Consider the following 24,691-nt stretch of genomic DNA (forward strand, 5'->3'; position numbering starts at 1 on the left):
GTCGAGCGGCGGTAGCAGTACGTCGGAACTGCCTGATGCCGGTCATTCGGCGCGGCTGCCGGAGCGGATGGGTCGCCCGGACGAAAAACCCGATCGAGCGAACGAAATCCGCGCTCGCCTGGCGCGAAACGCCGATGCCGTCAAGAAAACGCGGGCGACGGCCAATCTCCTGACCGGGTCGGCGCCGAATGACCGGCGGAGGCAAGCAGACGGGCTTGCCCTCGGCAGACGACACGGAGGCAGCCGGCCGTGCACAGCACAGCAAGCGCCGCCTCGGCGGCCAGTCCCCCTGGGCCGCGTCGCCCATCGAGAACAGACGAAAACGGCGGTCCACTGTCATGAACGCACACACGAGCCGCACATCCGCTTCCGCGGCAGCTCCGAGCCGCCTGACGTGGTGGGCAGGTGCTCTTCTGGGCGTCCTCGCACTCGCGGCCGCGCTCGCCGCGGGGCATCTGGTCGCGGGGCTGATCTCGATCAACGCCTCCCCTTACCTCGCCGTCGGCAACGGCGCGATCGACCTGACCCCGGTCGAGCTGAAAGACTTCGCGGTGCGGACCTTCGGCACCTACGACAAGCTGGTGCTGTTGAGCGGCATGGCTGCGGTGCTGGTCCTCGTGGCGGCCGCGGCCGGCGTGGCCTCGCGCCGGACTCCTGTGCCGGGTGCCGTCGTGATCGTCGGGTTCGGACTGGTCGGGGCGTTCGCCGTCTACGAACGCCCCGACCTGACCGCGGTGGCGTTGCTGGCCCCGCTGGCGAGCCTGATCGCCGGGGTCGCCGTGTTCGTCGGCTTGCACCGGCTGGCTCTTCGTTCGCGCCAAGAGAAAAGCGAAGAGCAAGGCACCTCGCGGAGGACCGTGCTGCTGGCAGGCGCCGGAGTGATCGTCGGAGCGGGCGCCGCGGCCACCGCGGGCGAGTTGCTCGCCGGCACCCGCGACGCGAACGCGTCCCGGACCGCGGTCGGGCGGCTCGTCCCAGCCCGGACAGCGCCGCCGATACCCGCGGACGCGGACTTCGCCAAACTGGGCACGCCCGCATTCCTCACGCGCAACCGCGACTTCTACCGCGTCGACACCGCCCTGACGGTTCCTCAGGTCCGCGCGGAGGACTGGAGCCTCCGGCTGCACGGCATGGTCGGGCGCGAGCAGCGATACCGCTACTCCGACATCCGCGACCGGCCGCTCGTCGAACGCACAATCACCATGACGTGCGTCTCCAACGAGGTCGGCGGCACCTATGTGTCCACCGCGAACTTCGTCGGCGTGGACCTCGCCGACCTGCTCGGCGAAGCCGGAATCCGCCCTGGCGCGGAACAATTGTTCTCGACCAGCGTGGACGGCTGGACCTCCGGCAGCCCCGTCGCCGCCGCGCTGGACCGCGACCGCGGCGCGATGCTCGCCATCGGGATGAACGGCGAACCGCTGCCGATCGAACACGGATTCCCGGCCCGGCTGGTGATTCCCGGCCTGTACGGCTATGTCTCGGCGACGAAATGGGTCACCGACCTCGAAGTCACCACCTGGCAGGCGAAACAGGCGTACTGGCTCAACCGGGGCTGGGGCCGCGAAGCGCCGGTCAAAACCGAATCGCGGATCGACTCGCCCAAAGGATTCGACACCGTCCCCGCCGGGAAGGTGCGCGTCGCCGGGATCGCCTGGGCCCAGCACACCGGGATCGAGAAGGTCGAAGTCCGCGCGGACAACGGACCGTGGCAGGAAACGACGCTGTCGGCGGAGGTCAACCGGAACACCTGGCGGATGTGGTGGACCGAACTCGACGTCCGGCCGGGCAGCCGTCAAGTCGTCTGCCGCGCCACGGACAAATCCGGCTACACCCAGACCGACCAGCGCGCCGGAACCGTGCCCGACGGGGCGACCGGATGGCATGCGATCACCTTCATCGCCCAGTGACCCGGGCGCCCGTCCCCGCGGGCCGTTCCCGGCTGCGGCTCCGGCGGCCGCCCGGATGCGCTGATGAGCGGGCTCGCGTTCTCGGGCGGCGCTGCCGGGGAACATGACGACCCGACCGGTCCTTCGTTGCCGCGGAGGGGTGTCCGGGTTGTGCTCGCATTCCGGCATCGTGCGGAACAGGCCGAAGCGCGGACACGCTCCAGTCCACAGTGGACGGGGCAAGGCAGCCGCGTTTCGGCCTGCCCCCAGCAGATTGCCCGATTCGTCGCTTAGATGGCATACCGATCCGGCGCGAACGTCGAAAGCGTGGCAGCACTTCGCTGACGCCCTCGAACGCACCGAGCGATTCATCCGTGACGCCGACGGGGCCGGCCTGGCCTTGTCCCCTGTCGCAGGCAGTGATCCCGGAGTGCACCGGACCCGGTGGCATCGATCGGCCGCGGCCCGCAGAAATCGGAGGTCAGCCCGGCGCGAGCGCCCCGGCCGGGAAGCGGGCGCGCAGCCATGCCCCCATTTCCGCGCCGGCCAGGGTCGCCCCGGAGGTCATCCCTTCCCGCAGCGGAGCGCCGAAGTGGCGGCCTGGTACCCGCACGTGCGCGAGGTCGGCCGCACCGCTGCGGTCGCGGAACCGCTGCGCGTCGGCCGGGAAACACGCCTGGTCGCCGGTCAGTTCCACGAGCAGCGTCGGCACCGTCACTTCGGGCAGGCAGGCGGCCAGGTCCGCGTTGCCGGAAATCGCCGACCAGGTCGACAGCCACGAATCCGGGGTCGTCAGCCTGCCGAAGCCCAGGACTCCGTAGTTGGTGAGGTCCGGGCGGCGGCCGAACAACGACCCGTACGGGCGGTCGTTCGGGTCCAAGGACAGGTCTACCGAGCGCAGGTCGGCGTCGGTGCGGTAGACGGTCAGGACGCCGGTGGCCAGCGCGGTGCGGCGATCGGCGGCGTCCCGGGTTTCGCCGTACCGGTGCCGGGCCGCCGCGGACTGCTCGGCGAGTTCGCGGGCCAGCGCGTCGATCCGGGAGATCCGGTCGTACTGTGCCTTTCGGTAGGCCGCGACGAACTCTTCCGAGTACGCGGACGAGCCGGGCGGTTCGGCGAAGCCGTTGGCCGGCAGGTACGGGTCCAGCTCCGGCGCGGCCGAACGCGGGTCCCGCTCGTCGACGACCGACGGATCGATCAGCCGCAGCAGCAGCGCGCCCTGGCCGGGGTGCGGGGCCATCATCAGGAACCCGTCCGCGACCGGCATTTCGGCCTCCGCCAGCGGAACCGGCTTCCCGCTCGGAGCCCGGCGCAGCCGCTGGGCGGCCGGGCGGGCGGCCTGCTGGAGGTAGAACGCGGCCAGCGCGGCGCCGCCGGAGTGTCCGATGAGGACTACCCGCGAGAATCCCTTGTCCCGCAGGAAAACGTTCCCGGCGGCCAGGTCGAGCAGGGCTTGCTCGTGCAGCAAGGTCAGGTCGTTGCCGACCGTCCGGGTGCCCTGGGTCCACACCGCGTACCCCTGGCTCAGCAGCTCCGGCACCAGCACGTGATGCGAGAAGTCCTGCCGCGGATGCATCAGCACGGCTACGGTGCTCGCGCCCGGGACTGTCCTCAGCAGGCCGTGCACGGTCGCGCCGTCGCTCGTGGCGAGCTGGTGCGCGGTCGTGACCGTCGCTTCGGGCAGCTCCGCCGGAGCGAGATACCGGCCGGCGCCGAGTCCGTTCTCAGCCATCGGCCCGCCTTTCGACCCGCAACGCGTTCTTGTCGTGCTGAGTGATCACCGAACCTTCCAATCCGGCGACCGCGCTGTACCAGACCGCGTGCCGGCAGCCGGTCGAGCGCCGGTCGATCACGATGGTTTCCGGCGCGGTGATCCGGAAATACGGCCCGATCCGGTCGACGGTGGTGTGGTCGTCTTTCCGCGCGACATCGACCACTCCGACGTTTTCGGGCACGTCGAGAACGTAGAACCGGGCCACGTCAGACCAGCTCCTTCCCGGTCGGTTCCCACGACGCCGCCCGCTCGACGATCAGCTCGGCCTTGCGCGTCAGCAGCTGGTCCATCGACGGCGCCTCGCCGGACGCTACGTCGCACAGCGCTCGCAGGGTGAGCTCCGCGTCGAGGTCCTCCTGCGGCGTGACCGGGCGCAGCGCGCGGGTGATCTCGACCATGTAGCCGTTCGGGTCGTGCGTGTAGATGGATTCGATGGTCTCGTGCATGACCTGCATTTCCACCGGCCACTCGGATTCGTCCAAGCGGCGGCGGTACTCCAGCAGGTCTTCCTCGTCCTCGACGTTGATCGCGAGATGCCTGCTGTCGGCGAAGAACTTCGGCGTGCCGTGCGGCAGCCGGGCCCAGGCGTCGCCGGGCGCGGTCTGGTCGCCCGCCGGTTCCCAGCCGAAGTAGTAGAAGAACGCCAGCCGGTCGCCGCCGCCGATGTCGAAGAAGAAGTGGATGAAGTCCGGGTGGCGTTCCGGACCCCAGCCGGCCGCGCAGATCGAGTGGACGATCGGGAACTTGAGCACGTCGCGGTAGAACCGGACGGTGGCGGCCGGGTCGAAGGTCGGGAACGCGGCGTGGTCGACCCCGCGCACCCGGTGCACTGGCTTGTCAGTCATGGAAACTCCTTGTCAGACCTGGACGTTGGCGTCGGCGCGCAGCAGCGAACCCGCGCCGGGAAGATCGACGGGCAGGCCGAGGCCGCGCAGGATCGAGTACGCGCCCGCGGTGGCCGCGGACAGCACGGGCAGCCCGAACTCCTCCTCCGCGGGCTGGACGAGGTCCAGCGACGGCATCTGGACGCAGCACGAGATCACCAGCGCGTCGCTGTCGCTCAAGTCGAGTTCGCGGGCCGCGGCCAGCACGGTCTCGCCGGGGATGCAGCCGACCTCGGTGTTGTCCGCGACGCCGAGCGCGCGCCAGCCGGTGATCGTGAATCCTTCGGCTTCGAGGTATTCGACGACCGTGCGCGCCACCGATTCGGTGTACGGCATGACCAGCGCGACCCGCCTCGCCGCGAGGTCGGTCAGCGCCCGCACCAGCGCTCCGGCGCTGGACAGCACCTTCGTGTCCGAGCCGCCCGTCGCGAGCTGTTCCGCGATCCGCAGTTCGGCGTCGCGGTGTTCGCCGGCGCCCATGGCCATTACCGCGACGAGGCAGGCGTACAGCAGCACGTCCGTCTGCGCGTCGCCGATCTCCAGCACGCACCGCTCGCGCTGCGCGTTCATCGCGCGCAACTGCTCGGGCGTGACGGCGTGCATCCGCATCCGGCTGGCGTGGAACGAAAACTCGACGCCGTCCACGCGCCGCAGCAGCCGCGGCAGCTCGGTCTCGACGGTCACGTTCGAACTCGGCACGATCAGCCCGACGCGCCGGGATGTGGTGGTCACGAATCCTCCTGGGAGACAGTCACGAAATCGGCCCGGCCGGCGCCGACCGAGGTGGCCGCGAAGGCCCGCGCGGACCGCGGCAGATCCACTCCGACAGTGCGCCGGGTCCGCAGCCGGAGCCGCTCGGCGAAGTCGACCCGGGCCCAGAACTCCCCGGGTTTCCCGGTCACCAGCACCGGTCCGGTCCCGGCCGCGAGCCGCGCGACGGTCCGGTCGGCGTCCTCGCCCCACACGTCCGGCTCGGCCCACGCGACCTCCTCGACCGGCTGGCCGAGGTCCGCCCGCGGGACCGCCCGGGCAGGCAGCTGGATCCCGTTGCCGCGCAACGGTTGCGCGAGGACCCACTCGGCCGGGTCGCCGGACGGCGCGGCGCCCAGCCACTCCAGCGCGGTGCGCACGACCCCGGGTTCCGAGGCGGCGTAGTCGGCCATGGTCAGGTTGCCGGAGCGGGTCATGTAGGAAAGGCCCAGCCGCTCGGCCGGCCAGTCCGCCCGCCAGCGGTAGGAATCCCACCACCGCTGGCTGCGGCCCGCGAGCTGTTTGAACCGCTCGACCGCCGGACGGCGGGCCTGTTCGTACGCCGCGAAGGCGGCCGGCACCGAGCTTTCCCCGGCCAGCGCGTCCGCCAAGGCGATCGCGTCTTCCAGCGCCAGCTTGGTGCCCGAGCCCAGCGTGTAGTGCGCGGTGTGCGCGGCGTCGCCGAGCAGCGCGACGTTCCCGGTGTGCCAGCGGTCGAGGCCGAGGTTGACGAACCGGCTCCACCGCGTGCGGTTGGCGAGCAGTTTCCCGCCGCGCAATTGGTCCGAGAGCACGTTTTCGAGCAGCCGCACGCTCTGCTGGTCCGTTTCGCCGGGCGCGGTCGCCGCGTCGAACGCGGCCAGCCCGGCGTCGGTCCAGGTCCTGTCGTCCACTTCGATCAGGAACGTGCTGCGGTCCTCGGCGTACGGGTACGCGTGCGTGACGAACAGCTGCTGCCCGCGCCGGGCCGACGCGAAGAACGCGGACGAGGCGGCGAACGGCGCGCCGCACCAGACGTACCGCGTCCGCCCGAGGCTGGTCCGGACGCCCAGTTCGGCGCTGAGCTTGGCGCGCGTCCCGCTGCCGACGCCGTCCGCCGCGATGACGACGTCGCCGCTCACCGAGCCCAGATCCGCGTGCGATCCGGCCCGGTACTCGACGCCTACCGCGGTCGCCGCTTCGGTCAGGACGCGCAGCAGCGCGGCGCGGCCGACCGCGAGGTTCCGCGCGCCGTGGAGGCAGACGGACCGGTCCTCGGCGGCGAACCGCAGTTCGTGGCCGACGTAGCTGACCTCCCGGACCCGGTCCGCGGTTTCCGGATCGGCCTGTTCGAGATTGCGCATGGTGGCCTCGGTGAGCCCGACGCCGAACCCGAACGTCTCCTGCGCGCCGTCCATCCGCTCGTGGACGACCACCTCCAGGGCCGGGTCGCGCAGTTTCAGCAGCCGCGCGGCGTACAGCCCGCCGGGGCCGCCGCCGAGCACGTTCACCCGCCGGGTCATCGGGCGCTCCCTTCGGCCATTTTCGCCTGGACGTCCTCGCGCAGCCGGTTCTTCGCGACCTTGCCGACGTTCGTCAGCGGCAGCGCGGGCACGACCTCGACGCGCTCGGGCAGTTTGTACTTCGCCAGCCCGCGGGCGAGCAGGTGCGCACCCAGCGTTTCGACTGTCAGCGGCACCGCGCCGTCCTCCAGCACGAGATACGCGCAGGCCCGCTCGCCCAGCACGGGATCGGGCATCGCGACGAGCGCGGCGGTGACCACGTCCGGATGCGCGACGATGATCTCCTCCACCTCCTCGGCGAAGATCTTCTCGACGCCGCGGTTGATCACGTCCTTGATCCGGCCGTCGATCGAGTAGCTGACGCCCGCCGCGGCGACGTGCCGCCGGGCCAGATCGCCGGTGCGGTAAAAGCCGTCGGCCGTGAACGCGGTCCGGTTGTGCTCGTCGGCGCGGTAGTAGCCGCGGATCGTGTACGGCCCGCGCGCGGCGAATTCGCCGACCTCGCCGTCGGGCACCTCGTCCTCGGACACCGGGTCGAGGATCCGGATCTCGTCGGCCGCGGAGATCGGCGCGCCCACCGTGCGGTGGCGCACCGCCTCGTCCGCGCCGGCGGGCGTGACCAGGAACATCCCTTCCGCCATGCCGAACATCTGGCGGATCCGGATGCCCAGCTCGTCGCGCAGCCGCTCGGCGACCTCGACCGGCAGCCGCTGTCCGCCGACGACGAAATCGCGGAGACCGGAGAAGTCGGTCTGCTGGGCGCGCGGCGATTCGAGCAGCCGGACCGCGAGCGCGGGCGGGACGAGCGGCAGCACGTCCGGCTGGTGCTCGGCGACGAGGTCGAGGACCGTGTCGACGTCCGCCGAGGGCGAGAGCACGAGCGTCGCGCCGGTGAAGATCGACGGCTGGAGCGCGAGCGAAATCCCGGCGTTGTGCATGAGCGGCAACGGATACAGCAGGCGGGAGTGTTCGTCCATCGCCATCGCCGCGGCCCAGGCGCGCGCGTTGTAGGCGTATTCCTCGTGCAGCCGCGGCGCGACCTTCGGCAGGCCGGTCGTGCCGCCGGAAAGCTGGAAGACCGCAGGCCGGAGCAGGTCGGATTCGAGATAGGGCAACGGTTCCCGGACCGGCTCGCGCACCAGCCGGTCGTAGCCCGGCGCCGTGCCGATCGGCTCGCCGCGGCACGTCACCACCTCGGCGACCGAGCCCTCGGCGAGAAGCTGTTCGGCCTGGGTGCGCAGCCTCCCGTCGCGGAAGTCGGCCTGCACGAGGAGCGTGCGGGCGCCGACGTGCGCCGCCAGCAGGCCGATCTCGCGCGTGCCGTGCTGCGGCAGCGTGCACACGGGCGGCGCGGCGGCGAACAAGCAGCCCAGGTAGGCGACGACCGTCTCGGCGACGTTCCCCATCTGGAACATCACCGGCTCGCCCGGCCGGGCCGCGCCGGAGCGAAGCAGCCCGGCCGCGAACCGCTGGGCTTCGCCGAACAGCTCGTCGTAGGTCCACGCGCGGCCCTCGGCCAGCAGCGCGATCCGCGTCCCGTGCCGGCGCGCGGAGTCGAGCAGTTCCGCCGGCAGCGACCGCCCCGCCCAGAACCCGGCACGCCGGTAGGCAAGCACGCTGACCTCGTCGTACGGGGTCGTCGGTGGTGCAGGTGGAGGCAACGTCATGCGGATGACGGTAAGCCGGTCCGCGCAAAAGTTCAATAGCTGTGTCGAAAGTTCGACACTGATGTCACAACGCCGGACTGGCCGGGGCACGAAAAAGGCCGTGCGGCGCTGGTGCGCCGCACGGCCGAAGCAGGATCCCGGTCAGCCTTCGAGGCGGTCCAGGAGCGCGCGGATCTGGTCGATGGTCTTCGCGTCCTGCCGTCCGCGCCCGGTGTTGTCGCCGGCGGCGAGCATCGACGTCGCCAGCCCGGTGATCGTCGCGACGACCGCCTCGACGTCCGAGCCGGACCGGAACCACCAGGCGACCCAGTTGCACATGCCCAGCAGCGACAACGCGGCGGTGCGCGCGTCGACCGGGCGGAACTCCCCGGTTTCGATGCCCGCCTCCACGAGTGCGGTGAATTCGCGCAGGACGGTGCGTTTCGCCTCGAGATGCTCGCCCGCGAGCGGTTCCGGCAGGATCGACTCGGAGCGGTCGAGAATGCGGAACTGGTCGGAATGCTCGGCCCGCTGCCGCACGATCAGCCCGACGACGTCGGCGATCTTCTCCGACGGCGCGAGATCGTCGCGCGCCTTGAACTGCGCGAGCACCTCGGCGAAACCGTTCGTGACCTGTTCGACGAGCATCGCGAGCAGGTCTTCCTTCTTGCTCACGTAGTGATACAGCGCGGGCCGCGAGATGTTCAGCGCGTTCGCGATGTCCAGCAGGCTGGTCGCCTCGTAGCCCTTTTCCGCGAACAGCCGGGTCGCGGTGTCGAGCAGTTCCGAAGTCACCAGCGTGCGGCGCAGCTCGCTGCGTTTTCCCTTACCCCGCTCTGCCGTGGACATGATCCGCAGCTTACCCGCGGGCTCACCGCACGCCGTGAATGCCGTGCGCACCCAGCCAGCCGACGATCTCGTTCAGGTAGTCGGCGCCGCCGTAGCCGAGCAGCGTGGCGTGGCCGGTGTTCTGCACGATGTACTTGGTGAACACGCCCGGCCGGTAGTAGCCCGGCTCGTTCGCCGACATCGGATCGGTGTCGCAGTCGTCGGTAGTGCCGCACCAGATCTTGTCGTACTGGCCGGGCGACCACAGGATCGGCGCGTCGATGTTCTTGGTCTGGTCGGTGTAGGTGCGCAGGGTGATGTCCGCGAGCTCGGTCGCCGACATGGTGTCCTTCGTCGCGTCCTCGACCGTCAGCTGCTGTGGATCGAAAGTGGCCGCCGGACCGTAGAAAATGGTGCGACGGCCCGGAATGCTGGTGAGATACGCGGGGTCGACCGCCCACGGCTGCCCGGAGAACTTCGAGTCCAGCAGCGCCGGATAGGCGAAAGTGCCCAGCCGCGCGGTCGAAGCCGGAGTCAGCAGCCCGTGCCCGACGGCGTGCACCATCAGCGCGTCGACGTCGTGGAAGGTGCCCGCCTCGACCTGCGAGGTGAGACCGCCCATCGAGTAGCCGTTCAGCGTGACAGTGCCGAATTGCGGGCCCAGACCGCCTTGGCGCAGGTACTGCACAATTTGATGCGTGGTGTTCGCGGCGACGTCGAAGTTCATGCTCGCGCCGAGCGGATGATCGCTGCGGCCGTACCCGATCCGATCAAGGTTCAGGGTCGTGAAGCCGCGCTGGGTCATGTAGCGGACGTAGTTGTAGCGGTCCGGCTGGTACGGCCAGTCGTAGTAAGTGTGGTCGTAGGTCCCGCCGTGGATCAGGATCTGCACCGGCTGCTTGCCCAGCAGCGCCGGGTCGGAGGTGCACAGCTGGCCGAATTCCTTGAGCACCACGGAACTTCCCGGCTCGGTGACCGGGAAGAAGTAGTTGCGGCACTGCGCCCCGCTCGCCGAGGTCGCGTCCGGCAGGTCGGCCGCCGCCGGAGTGCCGGGCAGCCCGGGCACCGCCTGCGGCGCGAGCGGCCAGCCGTTGTCCGCGCTCGCGACGGCCGCGGCGCCGGACAGCGCCAGCACCGAGGCGGACACCACCGCCGCGATCCGGGAAATACGTCGTTGCACGCTGCGCACGGTGGTCTCCCTTCGACGGACGGGCCTCATTGCCCGTCCTCTTACGCATGTGTCATGTTATCGACGTAAGTGTCGAAGTCAAGTGTTGGCGCAGGTGAAGGCGTTGCGTCCGGGCGCACTACTGGTCGCTGACCGCCGCCGGCGCAGCCGTGCCCTGTCCGCTGCCTGAGCAGAGGCTCAGCGGCCGAACAAAGCCTTCAGCCCTCCAGGAACACGCTCACCCTGGATATCGTTCGCGGCCTCCTCGATGCGTTGCAGGTCGCCGGGCGTCAATTCGACGTCGAGCGCTCCCAGGTTCTCTTCCAGGCGGTGCAGTTTGGTGGTGCCGGGAATCGGCACGAACCAGGGCTTCCGCGCCAGCACCCAGGCGAGAGCGAACTGTGCCGGGGTGGCTCCCTTGTCGCCGGCGATCTGCTTGAGCAAGTCGACCAGTTTCTGGTTGGCCTGCCGTGCTTCCGGGGCGAAGCGCGGCAGCATGCGGCGGAGGTCGTTGCCGGCCAGGGAGGCGCCGGGGTCGATCGTGCCGGTCAGATAGCCTTTGCCCAGCGGGCTGTAGGGCACCAGGCCGATGCCCAGCTTTTCCAAGGTCGGGATGATCTCGGTTTCATGGTCTCGCATCCAGAGCGAGTATTCGCTTTGCAGGGCCGTCACCGGCTGCACGGCGTGGGCGCGGCTGATCGTCGCCGCGCCTGCCTCCGACAGACCGAAGTGCTTGACCTTGCCTTCCGCGATCAATTCCCTGACCGTGCCCGCTACGTCTTCGATGGGCACTTCGGGATCGACGCGGTGCCGGTAAAGCAAGTCGATGCAGTCCGTGCGCAGCCGCTGGAGCGAAGCCTCGGTCACGCGACGGATCTGCTCGGGGCGGCTGTCCGGCCCCGACGCCGGGGCCGGACCGTTTTCTCCGTGCTTGAGGCCGAATTTGGTGGCGATCACCACCTGGTCGCGGACCGGCGCCAGCGCCTTGCCGACCAGCTCTTCATTGGCGAACGGGCCATAAACCTCGGCGGTGTCGAAGAAAGTCACGCCGAGATCGACCGCGGCCCGCAGCAGCTTCGTCATGCCGGCTGGGTCCGGGGCCGCACCGTAGAAGAAGCTCATGCCCATGCAACCGAGTCCCATGGCGGAAACTTCGAGGTGCTGCCCGAGTGTGCGTTTCTGCACGGAAAGCGCTCCTTCGGTCAAGGTCGTCTGGACCATTGCTTCCGCTGCGCGAACGGAAGCGGTGACCGCAGGCCAGGTCCGTACCGGGGGCGGCGGGGAGGACTTGTCGTTGCCGGTACTGCCGGTGCCCCCATGGCCGAGTCCCTCGCCGCCGAACCGGCCCGGACCTTCCGAAGTCCGGGCCCCACTTGACGTTGTCCCCCCGCCGGGCCCCGGATCCTTTGCCTGGCGGCGGTTCCGGCTGGCGCAATGGCCAGGGAATGACGGGTGGACAGCCGGCCAGCGAAGCCGCAGGAGGAGTTCGATGCGTACCGAACAGACCCGGCAAGTGGTGGAGAAGTACTTCTCCAGTCTCGAGAACGGAGACCTCGACTCGGCGCTGGCGCTGCTCGCCCCCGATGTCGAGTTCGATCTGCCGCGCGACGAGTGGAACAGCGTCATCCCCTACCTCGGGCAGCACCGCGGGGTCGACGCCGTGCGGAAGGCCTTCGCCGTTCGCGCGGAGACGACCGAGGTGCTGGACTACGCGCTGCGCGGGTTGCGCGCCGACGGCGACACCGCGTTCGCGACGATTTACACCAGGGCCGCGCACACCAGGACCGGCACCGAGTTCGAGATCCTCGACTCGCACGAGATGGTCGTCGACGACAGCGGCCGGATCGCCAGGTGGAAGGTGTACTTCGACCCCAACGGCGAGATCGCGGCCTTCACCTCGGACGCGGACGAGCGGTTGATCGCGGCGAGCTGGAAAGGCGACCGCGAAACGGTTTCCGAGGTGCTCCGCTTCGGTGCGGACGTCGATCACCGGGACCCGGAGAGCGGGTTGACCGCGCTGATGATCGCTGCGGGACGCGCCGACGCGCCGTTGACGGACCTCCTCGTCGCGCGCGGCGCGGACGTCTTGACCGCGGACAGCGGCGCGGGGGCGACCGCACTGCACAAGGCGTGCCAGGGCGGGAGTCTCGACGTGGTCCGGTCGCTGGTCGAGGCTGGCGCGTTCGTCGACGCGGTCGCGCCGACCACTGGGCACACCCCGCTCATGGACGCGCTTTGGTACAAGTTCCCGGAGGTCGCGAAGTACCTCCTCGACGCGGGCGCCGGGCTCAACCTCAGCACGCACTACGGGTTCTCGCTCAAGGAGCACTTCGCGTACGAGCTGAACGTGAACACCGTGGGCAAGGACCGGCTGCTGCTCGCCGAGAAGTACCTCAACGAGCGCATCGCGTCCGACGATGAGCGGGCGGCAGCGCAATGGCTGATGACGGCGGTCACTGCGGGCGACGTCGGCTCTGTGCGCGAACTGCTCGCGAACGGAGCCGAGGCCGACGAAGTGTTCCCGATCGTCGGCGGATTCAACGACGGGCACACGCCGCTGCTGGTCGCGGCCCGGGACGGGCACACCGAGATCGCCCGCCTGCTGCTGGACGCGGGCGCGGACGTCAACGCCACCGAGCCGACCTTCGGAGCCGTGCCCCTGCACAAGGCCGTCTACAACGGACACGTCGAGCTGACGAGGACGATCGCCGGATGGCCCGGGGTGAACCTCGACTTCCAGGGAGCCACCAACGGATACACCCCGCTGCACGACGCGCTGTGGCACGGCTACGAGGAATGCGCGCGGGCCGTCGTCGACGCGGGCGCGCGGCTCGACCTGGTGGGGCACGACGGAAAGACCCCGCTCGACCTCGCGGCCGAGGTGTTCGGGGACCACCCGCTGACCGCGCTCATCCGCGCGAAGTCCTGACCGAGGAGGGACCGATGCTGTTCTACGTGCAGATGAAATGGCACCACGAGGGCCGGATCACGCTCGACGAACTGTGGGAGATCGAGCGGGAGGAGGCCGAGCACGCGCAGGAGACCGTCGACTCCGGTTTCTGCGTCGGCATCTGGAAAGTGGCCGCGCAGAAACGGGTCGTCGCGATCATCGACTCCCCCGACGCCGAGGAGCTCGACCGCACCGCGCTGGGCAGGCTGCCGATGCGCGAATACCTGGAGTTCGAGCAAGTGTGGCCGCTGCGCGACTACCTCGGGTTCGCCGAGGACGTCAAGAAGCGTTACCAGGTCTGAGGATCCGCCCGAGGAGGACAGGGAGCGACATGATTCACCAGCTCATCTTCGCCGCGCCGAAACCCGGCATGTGCGAGCAGGAGTTCCAGGACTACTGGCTCGACGTGCACGCGGTCGAGTTCGCCAGCAAGATCCCGCAGATCCGCAAGTACCTGATCGACAAGCGGATCCCCTTCCCCGGCGAGGATCCCGACGCCGAGCCGTTGTGGAGCGGGGTCGCGGAAATCTGGCTGGAGAACGAACAGGAGCAGCTGGCCTCGCTGCAGACCGACGAGTTCTTGCAGGGCGCGCGGCTGGACGAGCCCAATTGGGCGGCGTTCTGGCGCACCGTCGTGCTGGACACCGACGCGCACGTGGTGCGCGCGGGCTCCGAGCCCGCCGGGGTCAAGATGATCATGCTGGCGAAACGCCGGGAAGGCTTGCCGCTCACCGAGTTCCGCGAGCACAGCCTCGGCGAGCAGGCCAGCCTGACGGCGGAGGTCCCGGGGCTGCGGCGCTACCTCCAGGGGTTCACCAAGGACGGCTACTACAGCCTCGGCGAGGCCCTGCTCGACGTCGCGTACCAGCTGTACTTCGACGACGTGGCCGCCGTGACCGCGGCTCTCGAATCGCCGGAGTTCGCGCGTGCGACGAAGCACCTGGAATCGATCGCGGAGCCCCGCTACGTCCACCGGCTGCTCTTCACCGAGCACTGGGTCATCGGACCGCAGGCGCGCTGAGATGAGCGCGGTGAGCCGCAACGCCGAGACGGTGGCGACCTTCCTCCGGCTGCTGGAGGAAGGGAACATCGACGACTGGATGGAGCTGTGGGCCGACGAAGGCGCGCAGTACTACCCCTTCGGCACCGAGATGTTCCCCCGGCACCTCGTCGGCAAGGCCGCGATCTACGACAGGTGGAGGGGCATGCCGTCGATGTTCGACAGCCTGAGTTTTCCGATCAGGGAGACCTGGGAGTCCGGCGACACGGTGCTCGCCCGGTTCGACTCGGCCTGCGTGCTCGCCGGCGGGAAGCGCTATCGCAACACCTATCTCGGCATTTTCAAGTTCGACGACGCGGGTCTGCTCCGCGAGTACTGGGAGTACTTCGACCCGATCGTCGCCGGGGTGGAATTCGGCCTCGCCGCCGTGGCGTACGCCCCGCGGCGGACCTGACCGGGGAAGAACCGGATCGGCCCGGGCGGGCGCACCGCCCGGGCCGATCCTCGTCTCAAGGGAGCGAAAGATGAGCGGCAATCCCGCGATCTCGGCGGCACAGGCCCGCCGGGTAATCGACAAGGCGGTCGCCCGCGCCGGGGAACTGGGCGCCGGGGTGTGCGTGGCGGTCGTCGACAGCGGCGGCAATCTCAAGGCGCTGCACCGGATGGACGGCGCGACGTTCGCGACCGTCGACCTCGCCGTCGACAAGGCCGCCACCGCGGCGGGCTACGGCATGTCCACCCACGCCCTCGCGGAATTCGCCTCGGCCGACCCGGCCGTCCTCGCCGGGCTGTCCAACCGGCCCGGTTTTTCTTTGCTGCCCGGCGCTCTCCCCCTCGAACGGGGCGGCGCGATCGCGGGCGCGGTCGGTGTCTCGGGCAGCAGCCGGGGAGAGGACGAACCCATCGCCGCGGCGGGCGTGGACGCGTTCGGCGAGGAGTAGGGCAGGCGCCAAGGAACCGGCCGGAGGGAATTCTCCGGCCGGTTCGCCGCGTGCGGTCGGCGTCTCCGGCAGAAGACGCCGGACACAGCGAACCGGCCGAAGGTGATCCTCCGGCCGGTTTCCCGTGCGCGGTCACACTTCCGTCAGCGACCCCGCGTCGACCAGATAGTTGGCTCCGGTGACCCGCGAAGCCCGGTCCGAGGCCAGGAACACGACCACGTTCGCGACGTCCTCCGGGGTGCTCTCCCCCACCAGCGGCGCGCTTTCCAGTTCCACCAGCATCTTCCGGACCTCGGCCGGGTCCTGGCCGGTGTCGCCCGCGATGGCCCCGACCACGCCGTCGATGCTCGGCGTCTTGGTGAGGCCCGGGGAAACGCTGTTGACGCGGACGCCGCTGGGCGCCGCTTCGGCAGCGAGTCCTTTGGCGTAGTTGGCGAGCGCCGCCTTGGCCGCGGTGTAGTGCAGCAGCGGAGGGATCGGCCTGCGAGCGGAGTTCGACACGATCTCGACGATCGAGCCCGAACCCCGTTCGATCATGCCGGGCAGGACGGCGCGGTCGAGGCGCACCGCGGCGAGGTAGTGCGTCTGCATGACCGAGACCCACAGTTCGTCCGGGATCGACGCGATGCCGTTGATGTAGGGCCGCGCGCCGCTTTCGGTCCCGCCCGCGTTGTTCACCAGCACGTCGATCCCGCCGAGCACCGAAAGCGCCTCGTTCGCGGCATATTGCACGCCCTCGAGGGTGCTGAGATCGGCCCGCACCAGAGTCGCCTCGGACGGCAGGTGGGGCGCGGGGTTCCGGGCCAGGGTCACGACAGTGGCGCCTTCTTCGAGGAACCGCTCGACGATGCCGAGGCCGATCCCCCGCGTCCCGCCCGTGATCAAGGCACGCTTTCCCTTGAGCTCGCCAGACATGGTGCACCTTTCCTTGTTGGTTTGGCGGCGCTGTGCTCAGTCGGCCGCCGGGGCGACTGCCTCGCTGGACCTGGCTTCGGCGTGGGCCGCCGCCGGCGGCGGCTTCAGGAATCCGGTCGCCCACCCGACCGGCACGGTGACAGCGCAGATGATCAGTCCGGTGACGGTGATGGCGGACAGCCCGCCGCCGGTCAGCGCCAGGCCGCCGACGAGCGCGCCGATCGCGATCCCGGCGTTCAGCGCGGAAGCGGGCAGCGACGCGGCGAGGTCGCCGCCGGGCCCGGCCAGGGCTGTCACCCGGTACTGCACCGACGGCACGGCGGCGAAACCGGCGAGACCCCACACCCCCAGCACCACCGCGGCGGGCACCGGCAGGGACCCGACCAAGGCGAGCACGCCGAGCGCGGCCGCCAGGACGAGCCCGCAGACGACCATGGTCAGCGTCGCGTTCCAGTCGGCGAGCTTGCCGCCCAGGAAGGTGCCGAGCGCGTTGGCGATCCCGAACACCAGGAGGAAGACGCTCACCATCCCGCCCGCGATGCCGGTGACCTCCCCGAGGTAGGGCTCCAGGTAGGTGAGCACCGCGAACTGGCCCGCGAACAGCAGCACGGCGAAGCCGAGCACCGCGATCACCCGGGGGTGCAGCGCGTGGCGGACCTGCGAGCTGAACCCCATCGCCCCGGACGAGGCGACCTTCGGCACGAACAGCAGCATCGCGGCCAGCACGAGGACCCCGACGAAGACGATGCCGAAGAACCCGCCCCGCCAGCCGACGAGCTGCCCGACGAGCGTGCCGAGCGGGACGCCGAACGCGGTGGAGACCGCGAACCCGCCGATCACCACCGACATCGCCCGGCCGATCCGCTCGGGCGACACGACGCCGATGCCGATCGTGATGGCGACCGCGACCACCAGGCCCTGCAACGCACCGGTCAGCACGCGGGCGATCAGGAGCACGGTGAAGTCGGAGCTGAGCGCGATCACCGCGGTGATCGCGACGTACGCCGCCATCGCCGACAGCAGCACGAGCCGCCTGCTCGCGCGGACGGTGACCGCGGTGAGGACCGGGCCGCCGATCGCCTGGCCGAGAGCGTAGGCGGTGACCAGGGAGCCGGCGGTGCTGATCGACGCGTGGGTGTCCTGGGCGATCAGGTTCAGCACGCCCACGACGAGAAGTTCGGCGCTGCCCATCGTGAAGGTCCCGAGGAACAGGATCAGCAACACCAGGCTTCCCCGGGATCGAGTCAGGTCCGGCCTCATCGGGGAACTCATTTCCTTTCCGCCTTCTTTCTTGGTCTTTCTCGGGTTCGCGCGCACGGCGCGGGGCGGTTTCGCTGCGTCGAGGAGACCAAGCCGGGGCACGCCGCGACAAGCCGCGCCGGGAATCGCGCCCGTACTCTGGCAACTCGTTTCTTCCGGCCCCGACGTCACTGAGTGCGGACGGCGTTCTGGTCGCGCGGTTCCCGGCCTGCCTACGGTGTACCGCTATGATTCGACAAACCTCGCGGCTCCCGTCGTTGACGGGAATGCGATTCATCGCGGCGGTGCTGGTTTTCCTGACACACGTCGCGGCCGGAAAACTGTTCTCGGACGCCAGCCTCAGCGGCTTCCTCAACGACTACCTGAGCAGGACCGGCTATCTGGGGGTGAGCTTTTTCTTCGTGCTGAGCGGATTCATCCTGACCTGGACGGCGAGACCGGACGACACCGCGGCCCGCTTCTACCGCAGGCGGCTGGTGAAGATCTACCCGAACCATTTCCTCACCTGGCTCGCCGGGCTGCTGCTGATGGTGTGGGCGGGAACCGCCGTCACCACCGGGAACACGCTGCCGAGCATGTTCCTCGTGCAGAGCTGGTCGCCGGACTTCGACGTGCTCATGGGCACCAACGGGCCGAGCTGGTCGCTGGCCTGCGAACTGCTGTTCTACCTGTCCTTCCCGCTGCTGCTGCCGCTGCTGCGCAAGATCCCCGCCGCCCGGCTGTGGGCCGCCGCTGCGGCCGTCGCGGCCGCGGTGTGGCTGGTGCCGCTGATCTCCCAGCTCGGGCCCGATTCGCCGGTGTCGCCGTTCCAGCCGGTTTCGTGGTGGAAGTACTGGTTCACCTACTTCATGCCCGCTTCACGGCTCTTCGAGTTCGTCATGGGCATCGTGATGGCGCTGATCGTCCAAAAGGGACGGTGGATCGGCATGCGCCGGACGACGGCGTTCCTGCTGCTCGGGGTCGCCTACGTGCTGCAGGTCGCGCTCCCGGACTCGTGGGGGCTGGTGGCCCCGGTGGTCCTGCCGCTCGGGCTCGCCGTCGCGGCGGGCGCGGTCGCGGACACGACCGGGCAGCGTTCGGTCTTCGCGACCAAGACGATGGTGTGGCTCGGCGAGGTGTCCTTCGCGTTCTACCTCGTCCACATCCTGGTCTTCGACTACGGGCCGATCGGGCTGGCCACCCATCCCGGCGCCGAGCACGCGCGTGCCACGCCGGTGTCGATCGGGCTGATCGTCCTCACCTTCGGCCTGTCGCTCCTGTTCGGCTGGCTGCTGTACAGCTTCGTCGAACGGCCGATGATGCGCTTCAGCCGTCCGAAGAAGAAACCTCCCGCTCCGGAGGCCGTGCCGGTCGCCGCGGCGCCGGAGGGGACTGGCGAACCGCGCCGCTGACCATCCACAACGGACGCCCGTTGCCCGGGTCGGCAGGTTCGTGAGGGGAACTCTGAGAAAATTCGATTCCCTCAGAGGGTGTTGTGGAACCGGGGTGGTTAGTCGTTGTGGTCTTCTGCTAGGCGGCGTGCTGCTTCGGTTTCGATGGGGCCGTGGGGTTCGATGTGTTCGTCGGCGAGGCGGGCTGCCATGAGCCGGATCATCGCGAACTGGATCATCGCCTCGGCGTGGGCGGTTTTGCGTTCGTAGTCGCGGGTCAAGCGTCTGCACCTCGTGAGCCAGCCGAAGGTTCGTTCCACCACCCACCGGCGGGGCAGCACCTGGAAGCCTTTCACATCGGCGTTGCGGGGCACCGCCACGATCTCGATGTTCTCGTTCTCCTCGGCCCAGCGGACGAGGGTGGCGTCTTTGGAGTTGACGTAGCCGCCGTCCACCCACACCAGCCCGAGCAGCGGAAACCGTGCCCGGATCCCGGCCAGCAGCAGCCGGGCTCCGGGACGGTCCTGCACCGACGCGGACGACACCGCCACGCCCAGCAGCAGACCGAGCGTATCGACCAGGACATGCCGCTTGCGGCCCCGCACCCGTTTCCCCGCGTCGCAACCGATCTCCTCGCCGCCCTCGCTGCTGCGGACCGACTGCGAGTCGAGGATCGCCGCCGAGGGCTGCGGGTCCCGGCCCTCGCGGACGCGGACCCTGTCGCGCAGCACGTCGTGCACGCGCGCCCAGGTGCCGTCCGCGGTCCAGGCCGCGAACACCCGATACGCCGTGGCCCACGGCGCGAGATCACGCGGCGCCAACCGCCACGCGCACCCGCTGACCAGCACATAACTGATCGTGTCGATCACCAGGCGACGCGAATGCACCGGCGGCCGACCGCCCAGGCCCGGATGAGTCCTGGGCAGCAACGGCTCCACCACCGCCCACTGCGCATCAGTCAACGACGAGTCATACCCCGGCTTGCACACACAGACGCACACCCGACCCGATGATCATCATCACCGCACCGCTACCACAGCCGACACACCGAACCGACCACCAGGTTCCACAACACCCTCTCAGAGTTCCCCTCACGGACGAAGCCCGGCCTCGCTCGGGCCGGTCCCGGCGCACGGGCCTCAGCGGGAAGCGGTGCGCCGCATGCCGAACCACGTGAGCACGCCGCCGGCCAGGAACAGGCAGGCGCAGATCAGCATCGAGACGGCGAACCCTCGGTCGAGCGCGGCCGGGTCCGCTGCGAGGACCCGCGGGAGGCCGGCGACCGCGGGCAGTGCGGCCACCACGACGAGACCCGCGACGCGTGCCACGCCGTTGTTCACCGCGCTCGCGATGCCGACTCGCTGTTCGGGCACCGCGCCGAGCACGGCGGTGCTGATCGCGGGCGTGATCATCGCGATGCCGACGCCGATGAGCACGATCGTCGGGAGAACGTCCGCGAGGTACTCCGCGCCGGGGCCGATGCGCAGCGCGAGCAGCAGCGCGGCCACGCAGCACAGCGAGCCCGCCGACACGAGCGTCCGCGAACCGATCTTCGCGGTGAGCGCGCCGGCGCGGGCGGACAGCCCGAGCACCAGCAAGGTGGCCGGAAGCAGCGCGAGTCCGGCGGCGAGCGGGGTGTACCCGACGGTGACCTGCAGCTGGATCGGCAACAGGAAGAACAGTCCGGCCAACGCGCCGTAAACGCAGAACGACGCGAGGTTCGCGGTGGAGAACTCCCGGGACGAGAACAGCTCGAGCGGCAGCATCGGCGCGCGGCGGCGACGCTCGGCTTGGACGAAGGCTGCGAGCGCGATCAGGCCGGCCGCCGCACTCGCGAAGACCGGCCAGCCCGCGCTGGAAGCCTCGGTGAGCGCGTAGGTCGCGCAGCCGAGCCCGGCCGCGGCGAGCAGTCCGCCGGCGAGGTCGAACCCGCGGGCCGGACCCGGGTCGCGGCTTTCCGGCACGTACCGGACCAGCAGCACGGCCACGACCAGCGAGACCGGGACGTTGACCCAGAACGCCGAACGCCAGCTCGCGACGTCGACCAGCCAGCCGCCGACCAGCGGGCCGGCCGCGCCCGCGACGCCGCTCAGCCCGGACCACGCGCCGACGGCCCTGGCCTGGTCGCCGGGCCGGAACGCCTCCTGGACGAGCGCGAGCGACCCCGGGACGAGCAGCGCGCCGCCGAACCCCTGCAACGCCCGTGCGGCGATGAGCCATTCGACGTTCTGCGCGGCGCCGCACAGCAGCGACGCGACAGCGAACCAGGCGAGCCCGACCAGGTAGATCCGCCGCCGTCCGAAGCGGTCGCCCAGTGCGCCGCCGAGCAAGACGAATCCGGAAAGCGTGAGCGTGAAGGCGTTGACCGACCACTGCAGACCGGTCAGCGAGGCGCCCAGGTCCTCCCCGATCGCCGGCAGCGCCACGTTGACCACCGTGGTTTCCAGCAGGACCAGGCCGGCGCCGAGGGCCGTCGCGATCATGACCCACCGCCCGGCGGGCGCGGAAAGCCGGAGTGCGCCGGACGTCGTGACCCTCGCCACAGCAAACCTCCCGGACGTCGAAAATACCGACGCTACCGGGGCTGGCGAAGCCTCGGGAAAGAATGTCCGCACTACGTCAAGTCGGGTCGCGGCTGCTTTGTCAATTCACGGAGTGCCGGCCGCCGTCTTGCCGCCGCCGGCCGCGGCCGAGGACCATTTTCCGGAGAGGACCACGTATCGGGAGGGCCAAGATGTCAGTCGCCACGTCCCTGCTCGCGACGACCGCGGAAATAGCGCGCGAGTTGCGGGCGAAAATGCGCGGATCCGTTCTGACGGAATCGGATCCCGAATATTCCGGCGCCACGGCGATCTGGAACGGCGCGGTGGACCGCAGACCCGCGGTGATCGCCCGCTGCGCCGACGACCGCGACGTCGTCGCCGCGGTCTGCGCCGCCCGGCGGCACGGCCTGCCGCTTTCGGTGCTGGGCGGCGGACACGACTGGGCGGGCCGCGCGCTGCGGGACGGCGGCCTGCTGGTCGACCTGACGCCGATGCGCGAAGTGCGCGTGGACGACCTGTCGTGGACAGCGTTCGTGCAGGGCGCCGCACGAGCGGGCGACGTGCTCGCCGCGGCCCGTCCGTACGGCCTGGCCCCGGTGACCGGCGTGATCAACAAGGTGGGGCTGACCGGGCTGGCGCTCGGCGGCGGCTACGGCGTGCTCGGCGGCCGCTACGGCCTGGCGAGCGACAACCTGATCAGCGCGGACGTGGTGCTCGCCGACGGCAGGAAGGTCACCGCGAACGCGACCGAGCACCCGGACCTGTACTGGGCGCTGCGAGGCGGCGGCGGCAACTTCGGCGTGGTGACCGAGGCGCATTTCCAGTTGCATCCGGTGTCCGCGGTGCAAGCCGGACTGCTCGTCTTCCCGCTGAACCAGGCGGCGCGGGTGCTGCGCGGCTACCAGGACCTGATCAGCGAGGCCCCGCACGACCTGACGGTGATGGCCGGGTTCTTCGGCGGACCGGACGGCGAGCCCGTGCTGTTCCTGCTCCCGGTGTGGTGCGGGGACGAGCGGCGGGCCGAACCGTGGCTGGCGCGGCTGCGGGGCCTCGGCAAGCCGGTGGCGGGCGAACTGACCTCGATGGCCTATCCGGACGTGCTGAGCCTTTTCGACGCGAGCATCGTGGACGGCAGGCACAACGAGATGCGCACCCGCTGGGTCGCCGGCCTGACGGACGAGATCATCGACATCGTCGTCGCGGCGATGTCCAAGGCGACCTCTCCGCTGACCGGCCTGTTCCTGCACAACTTCCACGGCGCGGCGACCGAGGTCGGCCCGGCCGACACCCCCTTCGCACTGCGCAGAGACCACCTGCTGGTGGAGATCTGCGCCTCCTGGGAGTCCACTGTGGACGACGACGGCACCGCGCACCGCCACTGGGCCCGGGACCTGTCCGCCGACCTGGCCCGGCACGCGCTCCCCGGCGGCTATCCGAACCTGCTGGGCACCGACGAACCGGAACGCGTGACGGTCGCTTTCGGACCCAACGCGGCGCGGCTGCTGGAAATCGCCGAACGCTACGACCCGGACGGCGTGTTCAACGCGGTCGCCTCGCTCCGCCCGGATCCCCCGGCGCCCGCTCCCTCGACCACCGTGGAAACCATCCGGTTCAAGCTCCGCGGCGGCGTGTGCGACGCCGACTTCCGCACGCTGAACCGGCAGGTGCAAGACGAGTACCTGGCCCGGCGGCCGGGTTTCCTGTCCAGGCAGACGTCCCGCAACGCCGACGGCGAGTACCTGGTCGTCGTGCACTGGGCGAGCAAGGAGGACGCCCACGCCACGATGGGGTCGTTCTTCACCGCGCCGGAGACGCAAGGGTTCCTCGGCGCGGTGGACAAGAGCACCGTCGCGTCGGGCAGCTACGCACTGGTCCCGGGGCCCCGACGGGCGGGATGAGCCCCACGCGGGAAACCGGCCCTTCTTCTTGTGCACCAAGAAGAAGGGCCGGTCTGCTGGGCAGGAACCGCGGCGGGGAACCGCTTTACCGCGCGGGCACGGGCAAATACCGCAGCCCGGCAAGGGAAACCAGCACCAGCGACCCGACCCCGACGATCAGCACCCCGGTGGCCCCGAGCAGCCCGATCTGCGTGGTGGCGAATCCGGCGGCCACCGTGGGCACCACGGTGCCGAGATAGGCGACGATGTTCGTGGCGGCGACCAGCTCTCCGAGCCGTTCGGGCGGGGCGAGCGCGCTGGCGAGCCGGAAGGACGCCATGTTCGAGCAGCCCCATCCGAACCCGAGCACCACAGTTCCCAGCAGGAACGCCGACCGCGACCCGGCGGCCAGCGAAGTCAGCACCCCCACGAGCCCGGTCAGTTGCGCGGCGGCCCCGGCCGACAGCTGCGGCCGGGCCGGCATCCGATGGCAAGCCACCTGTGCCGCCGCGGCGCTGCCGGCCAGCACCGCGATCACCGTCCCGCCGAGCGCGCGGCTGGAACTGCCCAGCACGACAGCGGCCACCGACGGCCCCAACGCCATGTAAAGCCCGCCTACCGCCCACACGGCGACGATCGTCGACGACAGCACCGTGAACGCGCGCCGGGCCGAGGAGGGCACGTGAATCCGCCGGGGCGCCAGCCGGAACCGGCGGCACAGCGAACCGGACCCGCACGGCGCGGTCTCCGGGACGAGCGCGACGCAGACACCGGAAGCGGCGAGCAGCCCGAGCAGGATCGCATACGGCAGCCGGGTCGGCGAGGGGCCGTACTCCACCAGCAGCCCGGATCCGAGCGCACCGGCGCCGATTCCGATGATCGGCGTCACGCTCCCGCTCAGCACTCCCCGCCACCGCGCCCCGGGCGGCGCCAGCTCGAGCAGCGCGGCCGCGAGCGCCGAAGCCCCGATGCCGCCGCCGAACCCCTGCACCGCGCGGGCGGCGATCAGCCACGGAAGTCCCTGCGCGAAAAGGAACAGCACCGTCGCGGCGGACACCGTGCCGATCGCCAGCAGGATCGCCGGGCGGCGGCCGGTCAGGTCGGACAGCGAGCCGAACAGCAGCATGCTCGCCAGCACCGACACGCAGTACACCCCGAACACCACGGTGACCGTCGAGTCGTCGAACTGCCATTCCCGTTGGTACACCGGGTAGATCGGCGAGGGCACGGTCGACGCCGCGGACAGCAGCACCGCGGCGAACCCGACCAGAACGGACGCCGATCGGCGGGAGGGGACGGGGGCGACGGCGTTCTGCCGACGGCTGGCAATCGTCATGGGAATCCTTTGGGTAGAAAAGGAAAAAGGCGGCCGCGGATCGTTCGCGGCCGCCTCC

General features: G+C 70.3%; 22 protein-coding genes. 8 read left to right on the forward strand and 14 right to left on the reverse strand.

Going from position 1 to position 24,691, the window contains the following annotated elements:
• Positions 1–338: 338 nt before the first annotated feature.
• A complete protein-coding gene (locus H4281_RS23295) occupies positions 339–1,910 on the forward strand; it encodes a molybdopterin-dependent oxidoreductase (RefSeq protein WP_182893054.1) in 1,572 nt (523 codons plus the stop codon).
• A 460-nt stretch (positions 1,911–2,370) separates the two neighbouring features.
• Here H4281_RS23295 and H4281_RS23300 read toward each other — a convergent pair whose 3' ends face one another.
• From H4281_RS23300 to H4281_RS23340, 9 genes are all read right to left on the reverse strand, one after another.
• A complete protein-coding gene (locus H4281_RS23300) occupies positions 2,371–3,621 on the reverse strand; it encodes an alpha/beta hydrolase (protein WP_182893055.1) in 1,251 nt (416 codons plus the stop codon).
• Positions 3,614–3,868, reverse strand: coding sequence for a hypothetical protein (locus tag H4281_RS23305; RefSeq protein ID WP_182893056.1), 255 nt, complete (start codon positions 3,866–3,868; stop codon positions 3,614–3,616). The genes H4281_RS23300 and H4281_RS23305 overlap by 8 nt, the downstream gene beginning before the upstream one ends.
• 1 nt (position 3,869) lies before the next feature.
• The gene (locus tag H4281_RS23310) at positions 3,870–4,508 is read right to left on the reverse strand and encodes a VOC family protein (protein ID WP_182893057.1); all 639 of its coding nucleotides are present in this window, start codon (positions 4,506–4,508) and stop codon (positions 3,870–3,872) included.
• A 12-nt stretch (positions 4,509–4,520) separates the two neighbouring features.
• On the reverse strand, positions 4,521–5,279 hold the full coding sequence (locus H4281_RS23315; protein WP_182893058.1) for a maleate cis-trans isomerase family protein: 759 nt from the start codon (positions 5,277–5,279) through the stop codon (positions 4,521–4,523).
• Positions 5,276–6,799, reverse strand: a complete 1,524-nt coding sequence (locus H4281_RS23320; RefSeq protein WP_182893059.1) for an FAD-dependent monooxygenase — start codon at positions 6,797–6,799, stop codon at positions 5,276–5,278. Before H4281_RS23320 ends, H4281_RS23315 begins: the two co-directional genes overlap by 4 nt.
• Positions 6,796–8,466, reverse strand: a complete 1,671-nt coding sequence (locus H4281_RS23325; protein ID WP_220507735.1) for an AMP-binding protein — start codon at positions 8,464–8,466, stop codon at positions 6,796–6,798. Before H4281_RS23325 ends, H4281_RS23320 begins: the two co-directional genes overlap by 4 nt.
• 141 nt (positions 8,467–8,607) lie before the next feature.
• A complete protein-coding gene (locus tag H4281_RS23330) occupies positions 8,608–9,294 on the reverse strand; it encodes a TetR/AcrR family transcriptional regulator (RefSeq protein WP_116205520.1) in 687 nt (228 codons plus the stop codon).
• Positions 9,295–9,316: 22 nt separating this feature from the next.
• Positions 9,317–10,462: an alpha/beta hydrolase gene (locus H4281_RS23335; protein ID WP_312872165.1), complete on the reverse strand. Its 1,146-nt coding sequence runs from the start codon at positions 10,460–10,462 to the stop codon at positions 9,317–9,319.
• Positions 10,463–10,639: 177 nt separating this feature from the next.
• Positions 10,640–11,626, reverse strand: a complete 987-nt coding sequence (locus H4281_RS23340; protein WP_182893060.1) for an aldo/keto reductase — start codon at positions 11,624–11,626, stop codon at positions 10,640–10,642.
• Between the two features lie 304 nt (positions 11,627–11,930).
• On the opposite strand from H4281_RS23340, the gene H4281_RS23345 reads away from it, so the two are divergent.
• The 5 genes from H4281_RS23345 (at position 11,931) to H4281_RS23365 (ending at position 15,332) form a co-directional block, all read left to right on the forward strand.
• Positions 11,931–13,370, forward strand: coding sequence for an ankyrin repeat domain-containing protein (locus H4281_RS23345; RefSeq protein ID WP_182893061.1), 1,440 nt, complete (start codon positions 11,931–11,933; stop codon positions 13,368–13,370).
• Positions 13,371–13,384: 14 nt separating this feature from the next.
• Positions 13,385–13,693, forward strand: a complete 309-nt coding sequence (locus tag H4281_RS23350; RefSeq protein WP_182893062.1) for a muconolactone Delta-isomerase — start codon at positions 13,385–13,387, stop codon at positions 13,691–13,693.
• Positions 13,694–13,722: 29 nt separating this feature from the next.
• A complete protein-coding gene (locus H4281_RS23355; RefSeq protein ID WP_182893063.1) occupies positions 13,723–14,412 on the forward strand; it encodes an EthD domain-containing protein in 690 nt (229 codons plus the stop codon).
• A 1-nt stretch (position 14,413) separates the two neighbouring features.
• A complete protein-coding gene (locus H4281_RS23360) occupies positions 14,414–14,845 on the forward strand; it encodes a nuclear transport factor 2 family protein (RefSeq protein WP_182893064.1) in 432 nt (143 codons plus the stop codon).
• Between the two features lie 70 nt (positions 14,846–14,915).
• Positions 14,916–15,332, forward strand: a complete 417-nt coding sequence (locus H4281_RS23365; RefSeq protein WP_182893065.1) for a GlcG/HbpS family heme-binding protein — start codon at positions 14,916–14,918, stop codon at positions 15,330–15,332.
• 132 nt (positions 15,333–15,464) lie between these two features.
• Here the strand turns inward: H4281_RS23365 and H4281_RS23370 are convergent, their stop codons facing one another.
• Together H4281_RS23370 and H4281_RS23375 are read right to left on the reverse strand one after the other, a co-directional pair.
• Positions 15,465–16,247 carry an oxidoreductase gene (locus tag H4281_RS23370; protein WP_182893066.1) on the reverse strand — a complete coding sequence of 261 codons (783 nt, stop codon included), beginning with the start codon at positions 16,245–16,247 and terminating at the stop codon, positions 15,465–15,467.
• A gap of 36 nt (positions 16,248–16,283) precedes the next feature.
• Positions 16,284–17,519, reverse strand: coding sequence for an MFS transporter (locus H4281_RS23375; RefSeq protein ID WP_182893067.1), 1,236 nt, complete (start codon positions 17,517–17,519; stop codon positions 16,284–16,286).
• A gap of 215 nt (positions 17,520–17,734) precedes the next feature.
• Here H4281_RS23375 and H4281_RS23380 point away from each other — a divergent pair, with 215 nt between their 5' ends.
• Positions 17,735–18,898 carry an acyltransferase family protein gene (locus H4281_RS23380; RefSeq protein ID WP_182893068.1) on the forward strand — a complete coding sequence of 388 codons (1,164 nt, stop codon included), beginning with the start codon at positions 17,735–17,737 and terminating at the stop codon, positions 18,896–18,898.
• Positions 18,899–18,996: 98 nt separating this feature from the next.
• Here H4281_RS23380 and H4281_RS23385 read toward each other — a convergent pair whose 3' ends face one another.
• On the reverse strand, positions 18,997–19,878 hold the full coding sequence (locus H4281_RS23385) for an IS5 family transposase (RefSeq protein ID WP_182893069.1): 882 nt from the start codon (positions 19,876–19,878) through the stop codon (positions 18,997–18,999).
• 138 nt (positions 19,879–20,016) lie between these two features.
• Positions 20,017–21,420 (reverse strand): MFS transporter, encoded by a 1,404-nt coding sequence (locus H4281_RS23390; protein ID WP_182893070.1) that lies wholly within the window; start codon positions 21,418–21,420, stop codon positions 20,017–20,019.
• 191 nt (positions 21,421–21,611) lie between these two features.
• On the opposite strand from H4281_RS23390, the gene H4281_RS23395 reads away from it, so the two are divergent.
• Positions 21,612–23,318: an FAD-binding oxidoreductase gene (locus H4281_RS23395; RefSeq protein ID WP_220507739.1), complete on the forward strand. Its 1,707-nt coding sequence runs from the start codon at positions 21,612–21,614 to the stop codon at positions 23,316–23,318.
• Between the two features lie 85 nt (positions 23,319–23,403).
• On the opposite strand, the gene H4281_RS23400 is transcribed toward H4281_RS23395, so the two are convergent.
• Positions 23,404–24,633: an MFS transporter gene (locus tag H4281_RS23400; RefSeq protein ID WP_182893071.1), complete on the reverse strand. Its 1,230-nt coding sequence runs from the start codon at positions 24,631–24,633 to the stop codon at positions 23,404–23,406.
• Between the last annotated feature and the right edge of the window lie 58 nt (positions 24,634–24,691).

The organism is Amycolatopsis dendrobii (assembly GCF_014145675.1).
In the GTDB taxonomy this organism is placed as follows: domain Bacteria; phylum Actinomycetota; class Actinomycetes; order Mycobacteriales; family Pseudonocardiaceae; genus Amycolatopsis; species Amycolatopsis dendrobii.